Genomic DNA, 10,030 nt, shown 5'->3' with positions numbered 1-10,030 from the left:
GGAACTCAACTACGGAGTCGATCTATCAACCATCTGAGGGTGGTATCAGATTGATGGGGTGAAGGTGCCCCATCAACCATTAAATCCGTATACCCCCAAAAATAAGCGTTTTGCCGAATGAAAGCCCGGCCACAAGCCGGGCTTTTTTACGCCTGCAGAAAAGTACCGCTCTCCCCGTCGACTTTCTCCCTGACGTCTATAGTGAATGCAACAGCCCTACCCCAGCGGCAACCGCTCACTGCCCTAGGAGAATCGAACATGTCCCAACGCGTACTCATTACCGCCGGTGCCGGCGGCATAGGTCTGGCCATCGCCCAGGCCTACGTGGCCAACGGTGCCCGCGTGCATATTGCCGATATCAATGCCGAGGCGGTGGAGCAGATCACCAGCCAGAACCCGAGCATTACCGGCAGCATCGGCGATATCAGCAAGCCCGAGGATCTGGACAGCCTGTTCCGCGATGTGCAGAGCTAGCTGGACGGGCTCGATGTGCTGGTCAACAACGCCGGGATCGCCGGAGCCACCGCGCCGGTCAGCGAATACCCGGTGGATACCTGGCATGCGGTGCTCGGCATCAACCTGACCGGCACCTTTCTGGTCACCCAACGCGCCATCGAACTGCTCAAGCGGTCCGACGCCGCCTCGATCGTCGTCATGTCCTCGCTGGCCGGGCGCTTCGGTTATGCCAACCGGGTGGCCTACTCCACCACCAAGTGGGGGCTGGTCGGCTTTACCAAGACCCTGTCGCTGGAGCTGGGGCCGTTGGGTATTACCGCCAACAGCATCCACCCCGGCGCCGTGGACGGCCCGCGCATCCAGGCGGTATTCGAGGGCCGAGCCAGGGTCTCGGGCCGCAGCGTGGAAGAGGAAATCGCATCGGCGATGGACAACCAGTCGATCAAGCGCTTCGTTGACCCAGCGGATATTGCCGCGCTGGTGCTGTTCCTGACCGGCCCGCGCGGGCGCAGCATCTCCGGCCAGTTGTTCCCCATCGACGGCGACTCCAAGGCGGCGAGCTGATCATGAACCAGGCAGCTCTGGAAGCAGGTGCCCCGCAGGCCAGGCCCGGCCTGTGGCAGGGCCGGGCAGCAGTACTGATCGGCCTAGTGCTGCTGGGCATCGGCCTGCGCTATGCGGTGACCGGCCTGTCGCCGCTGCTCACCGATGTACGGCAGGCACTGGGCATAGGCACTGCGGGAGCGACCCTGATCGGCATGCTGCCGACCCTGTGCTTCGGCGCGGCGGGTTTTCTCACACCGCTGATCGTCCGGCGGCTGGGGGCCGAGGGCACTGCCCTGCTGGCGGTGAGCATTGCCGCACTGGGCAGCCTGCTGCGCCCCTATGTCGACAGCTCGCAGGTTTTCATCCTGCTCAGTGCGGTCGCCCTGTTCGGCATGGGCATGGATCGGGAGGCAGCGGCGCTGGCCTTCTCGGTATACACCTTCGTCACCCTGCCGATGGCGCTGATCACCCCGCTGATAGCCAACAAGCTGAACAACCCGACCGGGCTGGCCATCGCGCTGGCGGCCTCCGGGCCACTGGGGTATCTGGGCATCCTGTTCGGTATCGGCCCGGCCTGGCTGATGGCACTGGTGGCCGGCCTGGCTGGAGGTGCCTTCCCGCTGGCGATTGCCATGTTCAACCTGCGCTCACGCACCACCGCAGGCTCCACTGCCATTGCCGGGTTCGCCATGGGTATCGGCTACCTCGCTGGCACCCTGGGGCCGCTGTTGGGTGGCTGGCTGTTTGCAGTGACCGGCACCTGGGCGGCACCACTGTGGGTCTATGTGGCCAGCGTGGTGCCGATGGCCATCGGCGCCAGCATGATGGCTAGGCCCGGACGTTTTCTGGAAGACGGTCTGCAGAAGTAAGGGGGCGGAAGCGGGTGCAGCCTCAGGGCTGCGCCACTGTCGTCACATCCTCAGCCTCGAAGGTATCCTTCATCGCCTGATAGCGCTGTTCCAGCTCGCGGCGGATCTGGCGGCGCTGCTCGGCCTGATAGAAGCGGCGCTTCTGGTCGAAGGTCTGCGGCTCCAGTGGCGGCACCGGGGTAGGCTTGCCCTGATCATCCACCGCCACCATGGTGAAGAAGCAGCTGTTGGTATGGCGCACCGTCTTGGCGCGGATATCCTCGGTGATGACCTTGATGCCGATCTCCATCGAGGTATTGCCGGTGTAGTTCACCGAGGCCAGGAAGGTCACCAGCTCACCCACATGGATGGGCTGTCTGAAGTTGACCTGATCCACCGACATGGTCACCACATAATGCCCGGCATAACGGCTGGCACAGGCATAGGCCACCTCATCCAGGTACTTGAGCAGCGCACCGCCATGCACATTGCCGGAAAAGTTCGCCTTGTCCGGCGTCATCAGTACGGTCATGCTCAGTTCTGCGGTGCTCATCAACATCCTGTTCAACCTCTGGTCTGGGGGCCATTACTTTAATACTTTCCCCCGGCCTGGGCTATTGAGGCTGCCTATCGTCCCCATCCAGAACCCCACCCAACTCCATACCTTATTTGGATCAAGATGCCTATAAAAAGGTATTAGAGGTATGAATATAAAGGGGTTAGGTTAATAAAAACGCTTCATCAACACGCTAACGCGTCCAGAACAAAGAAAATAAGGAACGAAAGATGGCAATGACAGGTGTATTGCGACCAGGGCATGTCCAGCTGCGGGTGCTGGATATGGAAGCTGGTGTACATCATTATCGGGACATTCTCGGGATGCAAGAGACCGGTCGCGACGCCGAAGGTCGTGTATATCTGAAGTGTCGCGACGAGTTCGACCACCACAGCATCATTCTGCGTGAAACCGACCAGGCCGGCATGGACTTTGTCGGGTTCAAGGTACTCGACCTGCCCACCCTGGATGACTTTGAAAAGAAACTGCAGGCTTATGGCGTCGAGACACACCGTATCGCTGCCGGCGACCTGCTGGAAACCGGTGAGCGAGTTCGCTTCACCACGCCAAGCGGACATCAGGTCGAGCTGTATGCTGAGAAAACGCTGGTCGGTAATGGCTGTGGCGACACCAACCCCAAGCCCTGGGACCCGAAAGTCACCCATGGCATTTCCCCGGTACGCATGGATCACCTGCTGCTGTTCGGGCCCAACGTCCCCGAGACCCTGAAGCTCTTTACTGAAGTTCTCGGCTTCAATCTGGTCGAGCGTGTACTCGGGCCGGACGGCGAGACCAACATCATTGTGTTCCTGAGCTGCTCCATCAAGTCACACGACATTGCCTTCGCCCACTATGACGAGCCCGGCAAACTGCATCATGTGTCCTTCCTCATGGATAGCTGGGAACAGGTGCTCAGAGGCGGCGATATCATGTCCATGGAAGATGTACCTGTCGATATCGGCCCCACCCGCCACGGTGTTACCCGTGGTCAGACCATCTATGCCTGGGACCCTTCCGGCAACAGATTCGAGATCTTCAAGGAAGATCGCCAACCCTATCCTGATCACCCACCACTGACCTGGACTCTGGACGGTCTTGGTGCTGGCGGCGGCCTGGATTACGTACAGCGCAAGCTGCATGAAACTTTTCTGAGTGTGGTCACCTGACCGCACTCTCCTCAACTCTTGCTTGGGTCTTTAGCGTCTACTGCCAGATTCCGTTTCTGGGTAGACGCTTTTTCTCAAGCACTGCAACTGCAGTCATAACGATACTGGCGATTACCAACGTGTACCGAACTGGATAGCCACTTCTCGACTTTTTATTCTGGTTTTCTATGTAAAACTCAACCACCCCGGTACCCAGCAACTTGCGGTACCGCCGCCCTGCGGCTTCTGTTTCCCAGCTGACCTTGTGGGATTGAGAGGGCAACAAGTTTTGCCATTCTTTAATCTGCTCTGCCTCTGTCAACGTCGAAAGCGCACTCGGCGTGATCTTAATCACCGCCCGTAAACGAGAATCAAGACTTAACACCCACGCCACAAATAGCAGCCCATTTTCTACGTCACGAATCCACACATGACCATCAGTCGCTCGATGAAAGCGGTAAAAGTAACGCAGATGTTTTCTCAACTGATCAGGCTCTTGATCTAGGGTTGACCAGATCGTCTGATAGATACTAGCTGCCACCTGCCGCTCTTTCAGACTATGAGGCGCCGACAACCGAGGAGGTCCATTTTCATCCTGAGGTGGCTGTTTCCCAGCTGTATTTCTAACGTGACGATAGGCGCGCTTGCCCCGCCCTGTTCGAGCAGAGAGTACTCGTTTGGAAGAAAATTTCAGCTGCTCAGCTTCATCTTCCAGTATATTAAAAACCCGGCCGACCTCTTCGATGCTTCGATTATTCAAGTGCAGCAAAATTGTATCAACTTGTTCAAGCGATAGCTGTTCGAGCCCCGGGCGTGCGGGGGCTAAGTCAGCCTGTATAGGAGGAAAGGGAGTGGAAGGTTGGGTTGCGACGTCATGCCACTCACATTTGGGATAGGCCCTGCCAAGCCACAGCGGCGGCTTTACACCCAAACGACTCTTCCATTTGCGCAACGTAGCAGGCTTTATATCGAAGATTCCGCTGAGTGCTTCCAGTTGCGCAACGGGGTCACCGATCCGATTATCATCAGTGATTTTCGAGCGCTTGTGACAAAAGTTGTCGAGTATCAGGCCCACAAAATGCAGGTAGCTACGCAAGGTCACATCCGGAGATGAGTGGCCCATGATCTGTGCAATAAAGTATAGTCCCGACCGAGACGGCCCATCCCGCACGGTATCCCATAACTTACTGAGATGACTGGGTGCGCTCCAGGGTATGTCGATCTCATGAAAAGTCAGCAACAAATAATTTGCCAACGAATGCCGCAAGTGATGATACCGCAGGCTCGGATCACCAATCAGCTCACGCATTGCCTTATGGACATCAGCCTGAACGACATCATCTTGCAAGGGTGCTATCGAGTCCCCACCCAGGCCGAACAACATTACCCGCCCATGTATTGCCAGCGCATCACGGCTGAAATAAAACGACTTGAAAGCCTCAAGCTCTGAATCCGTCAGCAACAGATGCAGCGGTAATTGCCTACGCGAGTCGTGGCTTTTGGTGTCGACATACACATTACTGCGTATCAGCAGTATCACATCTGTATTCTCGACATGCTGCGATATCAAAACATCATGCATCTGTATGGAGAGCGCTTCTCCAATCCTGAGCCCAGCTCTGAAACCCAATACAAACACCCAATACTGAATTGCCCCCAGAGCACTGCCAGACCGCTGTGACAAATACTGTGCGACCATGCGATATTCGTCTTCCGAGATACAATTCGCATCTGCATGACGTTCAGCCTGCGCGGTCTGACCGTCAAACTCCATTGAAATGCGCGGGAGGCCGAGCTCTGCTACCAGGAAGTTGTGTAAGGAGCTCAGAATCGCCCAACGATAACAGCGATTTTTCTCAGTTTTAGCCTGCTCGACAACGTAATGATAAGCCTCTACCAAATGTGCAAGCCGCTCTTGATCTACTGGTGTATTGCCCAGCGACTGAAGCAGAGGCAGGCTGACACTCAAGTATTTGTACAGGGTTGATTGTTTTCGTTTTTTCCTGACATGCAAAAACAACAGCCAACGGCAAAAACACTCTGCAACCGGGGCCATTGCACACGATTTTTCGACAGACTGCTCCAGGAGTTGAGTAACGTCCTTAAATGAGAGTTTTTTAGTACCCCGGCTTTTGTAGAGCCTATCCCGAAGTGATTTGAGCAGCCGGTGTGCATCTTGCAGAGAGGCCGGTCGATCATGCTGACTTAGAATTTCAGAGTTCCGCCCCTTCTCACCGTAATGATCATCGCTTTCATCAGACACATCCTGATCAGGTTGCTCGACATAACCTCCAATCAACAACTGTCGCCAGCGAGTCTCAGAGATCGAGGTTCCCATGTGCTTTCCCAAAGCACTTCTGACCAGATATTCGGGGGTGTGCAACCGTAAATCGGTCGCTGTGTGCTGCATACATGATGAAATTGAGACTTCTTCCACATCAAGCGCACGGCAAAACTGTCTCCAAGCCGCTTGGGTGAATTTCTCAAGCTGGGCGGCAGTAAGATCCCGATTATCGGGACGGCCAAAATTATGGAGATGGCGCATCAGAATCGCCAGTGACTGTGTACCGAGGAGCCACCGGGTGCGAGGCGGTCGTTTACCCCGTATGTCTTCTAACTCACCATCATGGAGAGTCAACCATGCTGATGAGTGATGCACTGACAGGGTTCCTGCGGACAGGGCAAGTCCGTATATGTGCTTCCCGTTTAGCATCCCGTCCCGGGTAATAGCCATGTAGAGGAAAAGCCCCCAGCTGATATACTCGGGATCCAGTCGCCTATGACCTTTAGCTTTGTTCCCGTTGTTGAGCAGCTCCTGAAAAAGCGGTTGCCGCATCCTTGACTCAACAGACTGCTGCCACTCTCGATGATGACTCAAACCGTGAAATGATTCCGGGGTAAACGGGCTGGGCGCAGGTCGAAGAATACGCTGTGGGGCCGGGATCATTACATCCCAGCCCAGGATGTTTTTTCCCTGCGACAGGCCTAAAGCGAGAAAATTGATTTTATTCCTGATCTCGACAGCAGAGCCGTTCTTAGTCGCCAAAATATCAGCCTCCCACTGTCTGACGACGTCATCAGATACCTGTACGTTTGGCTCGCCTCGTACCAGCTGAGGATGGGTCTTGTTGATCATCTGCAAAACGGACATTTGTTGGCGGTGTTTGTTGGCCAACAACCTACTATGGCGCGCTTCGGCACCGCCAGCGCCTGTGGGAACGGATACTAGTCTCCAGTGCTTCCAAATCTTATCAAGGATGACCATCTGCCAGTCCCTGCTTTACCGTCCAGCCTGCTTCTAACCTGAACTTGCTCAATATAGGTTCCAGCTCCCTAAATAGTTCAGTGGGGGTTAATGTCGAAAAAAATCCGAATTGTTCCTGACCTTGTTGAGCGTGTCCCATAAAGGCATTAACGAGCTCACCACGTACACCCGATGCACGCAGTGCGCTTCGAAGGAAATGCCGACCGGTATTCACCGGCAGCGTGAACTCGGGGACCTGCTTCTTCAAATTTTCAGGTGATAGCTTCTGCAACTGCCAGCTATCACTGATGAAGAACATCAACGGCGATTTTGACTCGGGCTCACTGAGTACATCTTCGATATGTTCATACAGAGATACATGCCTGTGCAACAGGGTTTGTAACACACTAAGATGCTCTAAATAACATCTTATCTGACTCCGTAGCTCGGGTAATAACCAGATCACACGTGATTGGCTCATCATCTCGTCGTCTTTGTCCGAAACAACCAGAAATCCCGTATCGAAATCAATCTCTCTCAAACGAAAGATGAGGTCATTAACAGCGCGGTAGCCAGTGGCAAAGAGCACCCAAAATGCAATGTATGCCACGTAACAGTTATGAACCAGTCGATAGCTCTCCTCCCCTGCAGGTAAACGACGTGCTGCCGACAATTCATGCTTGAGGTGTTTTACCAGCTGGATGATCAGTTCAGGCTTAACATTGAGTTTGCTGCCATGATCCCCTGTATTAATCACACCTTGGTGAAAGTCATAATAATTCTGTTCTTCCACACCAAGGTATTGATAGATACTGTTACGGAGTGCGATTGCCGCATCATGGTAATACTTTTCCAGTACATCAGCCGAAACACTGTAGTAATGTGCAGCAACCTCAGTGATTGTAAAGGCGTGACCAGTCAGCAGGTAGGCATCTACCCAGTCACCTGACTGTTGGGTAATTTCGTCAAATAGGGTCTGACTGATGCGCAGTGGTGTAATGCGCATCCGGCGGGCCCGATTAATGCGTGATAGCGCATCACGCATGGCTTTAACAATCTTTTCACGTTGCTTCTCTGGAAATAACTCACTGTATTGAGTGCGCTTTTTCTTGGGCAGTTTAAGTTTTTCAATATACTGTTTGATACGAACTGGACTTGCTACGATCAAACTATCGTCCACTAATGCTGGCGAACTTTTACCCACAGCATAGAGTAATCGCTTAGCATCATCTTGAAGGCTGTTTCGTGTATCAGGGGACGGAATGGGCAATACAAATGCTTCCTCTTCCCGGAGAAATGCCAACACCCCCTTCCTCTGTTTGGGTAGTGTGCTTTGATTTATATACACACGCATAGCCAACAGCTGTTCTACAGGCCGCCCGAGCCACAGCATCAGTAATAGCAGTAAACCCGCATAGATCTCGTACTCTCCCCTGTGTACAAACCGTCCACGGCCTGTAAAAAGTTCGAAGCCCGCGCGGGCAACTTCGGCCAGCTCTATTCGACTCAGGCTGGAATATCGGTATGGAGAGCGCTGATTGGTTTGGCTGATATGCTTAACCTGTCCATCTTGACGCCTCATGAGGTCAGCAAAATCAAATCCCAGGGTGGGCGATGATTTTTTTTCAGTAAAAGATACTGCCCGAACAGTCTGGGTTTCCTTGGGATGAAGACCTACAGATCGCATCCGGTTTTGAGTGTTTTCATCCCCAATGGACTCCAATATTCGTGTTTCACCCTGCGGTCCTTCAAACTCTTCATCACCATCGTCGATTGGTGTAACTTCCACATCGATCTGCCGAATGGTGCGGCCACCGCCCCCCTCCCGTGTCTTGCCCGTCTGACTCAGAACTTTTCGGACAAGCAGTTCAACACCTGATAGGGGTTTGTGAATCTCACCATCTTCAAGCAAGTAACGCCGGTGGAACTCTTTCAACGTTGTTCCGGGATCAACACTTTTCAGAAGTGATAGCTCTTTTTGACCTTTCGCAATCATTCGCAGATCACGACAAGCCGCTGTAATCTCAGAACCAATATCATTACGATGTCGACTTCTCTGAAGTACCGAGCAGCCAACGACGATACCAGCGTGCTGCCAGAAAATATCACTGTTAAAGACCTGTGATGCAGGCGTTAGAATCAAAAGAGCCCACTCAGGGTGATCATTTATAATGCCGCGTTGCTTACCTGATTTCTCGAACCAAGCTTCCGGAAAAAGTGAGGCGTTAGCATCAGCTTCCAGAGCTGTGACCATCCCTGCAATGAGTGTTTTTTGATCGAGAAGGCTAACCTCTATTTTCGCTGAGTTGCCTACAAAACCTGCACATACGTCCGTCAAAGGGTCTATCGCCTCCAAGGCACGCATCACATTCTGCATCACCAGTAACAGGTGAGTCTGAGACTCAGGTGCATTTAATCGCTTCAGCAATGAATCAATATCGGTCAGCTCAAAGCCGGTGAGATCTGCTAACCGTAACAAGTTGTCAATGTGCGCGTTCATAATGACTAAGCCTCCATGGCTCGGGTCAGCTCTGATTTGCGCTTGCGAGCAGGCCGCATCTCTTTTGATTGCACACCGAAGAGCGACTTCAAACTTTTCGCGGAAAACTTTTCTGGCAGTTTAAGCCCATGTTGCTTGCGCAGCCGAAGTGATAGTTTTCTCAACTGATCGTATGCTTCAACACTCTCATGACTCGACGTTGGGGTATGCATTAGCGATTGACTGACCAGTTCATAGAAAGCACCTTTGATGAGGGTAACGTCTTCAACATTCTGCATTAGCTGAACCGATATATGCTCTTCAGGACCCAATATGCTTTTAGCAGCATGGTAGGCCCTGAAACCGGTAACAACCTCATAGTGACGCGACACCTGAATAACGACCACCGGGTTATAGCGCAGGAACCAGTCCATATCACTGGAATCAAGCCAGACGTATACCGGCTGCCGGCTGCACAGTGCCAACGAGGTTTGCTCGATGTCGACAAGCGCATCAAGCGTTGGTGACTGGACTTTGGACAGGGGCAGGTTGAGCGTTTCTTCTGTGATTGCCATCGGGATAAAGCGTTTACACTATTTATCAGTGAGTTCAGATTTGGTTTGTGGGAGAGGGTATCTCTCACACAGAAAATCTGACCGCCGAGTTATGGTGATTTCTGGTGTACGGGGAAATAGGAGGATGGCGTATCCTGTTGATTGATCACGACCAAGATCTCAATCAACAGAAGGTGATACG

General features: G+C 53.3%; 6 protein-coding genes and 1 pseudogene. 3 read left to right on the top strand and 4 right to left on the bottom strand.

What is annotated here, in order from left to right; all coding sequences use genetic code 11:
- Positions 1 to 117 precede the first annotated feature (117 nt).
- Together ABIE61_RS17990 and ABIE61_RS17985 are read left to right on the top strand one after the other, a co-directional pair.
- Positions 118 to 1,020 (top strand): annotated as a pseudogene (locus ABIE61_RS17990) (SDR family oxidoreductase).
- Between the two features lie 2 nt (positions 1,021 to 1,022).
- Positions 1,023 to 1,871, top strand: coding sequence for an MFS transporter (locus tag ABIE61_RS17985; protein ID WP_354412068.1), 849 nt, complete (start codon positions 1,023 to 1,025; stop codon positions 1,869 to 1,871).
- A 22-nt stretch (positions 1,872 to 1,893) separates the two neighbouring features.
- Here the strand turns inward: ABIE61_RS17985 and ABIE61_RS17980 are convergent, their stop codons facing one another.
- Positions 1,894 to 2,403: an acyl-CoA thioesterase gene (locus ABIE61_RS17980; protein WP_242530010.1), complete on the bottom strand. Its 510-nt coding sequence runs from the start codon at positions 2,401 to 2,403 to the stop codon at positions 1,894 to 1,896.
- A 233-nt stretch (positions 2,404 to 2,636) separates the two neighbouring features.
- On the opposite strand from ABIE61_RS17980, the gene ABIE61_RS17975 reads away from it, so the two are divergent.
- A complete protein-coding gene (locus ABIE61_RS17975) occupies positions 2,637 to 3,572 on the top strand; it encodes a catechol 2,3-dioxygenase (RefSeq protein WP_242530009.1) in 936 nt (311 codons plus the stop codon).
- A 37-nt stretch (positions 3,573 to 3,609) separates the two neighbouring features.
- Here ABIE61_RS17975 and ABIE61_RS17970 read toward each other — a convergent pair whose 3' ends face one another.
- From ABIE61_RS17970 to ABIE61_RS17960, 3 genes are read right to left on the bottom strand one after another with little or no spacing between them, the layout of a single operon-like run.
- The gene (locus ABIE61_RS17970; RefSeq protein ID WP_354412066.1) at positions 3,610 to 6,816 is read right to left on the bottom strand and encodes a site-specific integrase; all 3,207 of its coding nucleotides are present in this window, start codon (positions 6,814 to 6,816) and stop codon (positions 3,610 to 3,612) included.
- Positions 6,803 to 9,295, bottom strand: coding sequence for a site-specific integrase (locus ABIE61_RS17965; RefSeq protein ID WP_354412065.1), 2,493 nt, complete (start codon positions 9,293 to 9,295; stop codon positions 6,803 to 6,805). Before ABIE61_RS17965 ends, ABIE61_RS17970 begins: the two co-directional genes overlap by 14 nt.
- 5 nt (positions 9,296 to 9,300) lie before the next feature.
- Positions 9,301 to 9,849 carry a hypothetical protein gene (locus ABIE61_RS17960; RefSeq protein WP_354412062.1) on the bottom strand — a complete coding sequence of 183 codons (549 nt, stop codon included), beginning with the start codon at positions 9,847 to 9,849 and terminating at the stop codon, positions 9,301 to 9,303.
- Between the last annotated feature and the right edge of the window lie 181 nt (positions 9,850 to 10,030).

Origin of the sequence: Marinobacterium sp. MBR-111, assembly GCF_040547585.1 — a bacterium.
Taxonomy (GTDB): domain Bacteria; phylum Pseudomonadota; class Gammaproteobacteria; order Pseudomonadales; family Balneatricaceae; genus Marinobacterium; species Marinobacterium iners.
Note: the sequence above shows the minus strand (reverse complement) of the source record. Positions and strands in the feature narration are given on the sequence as shown.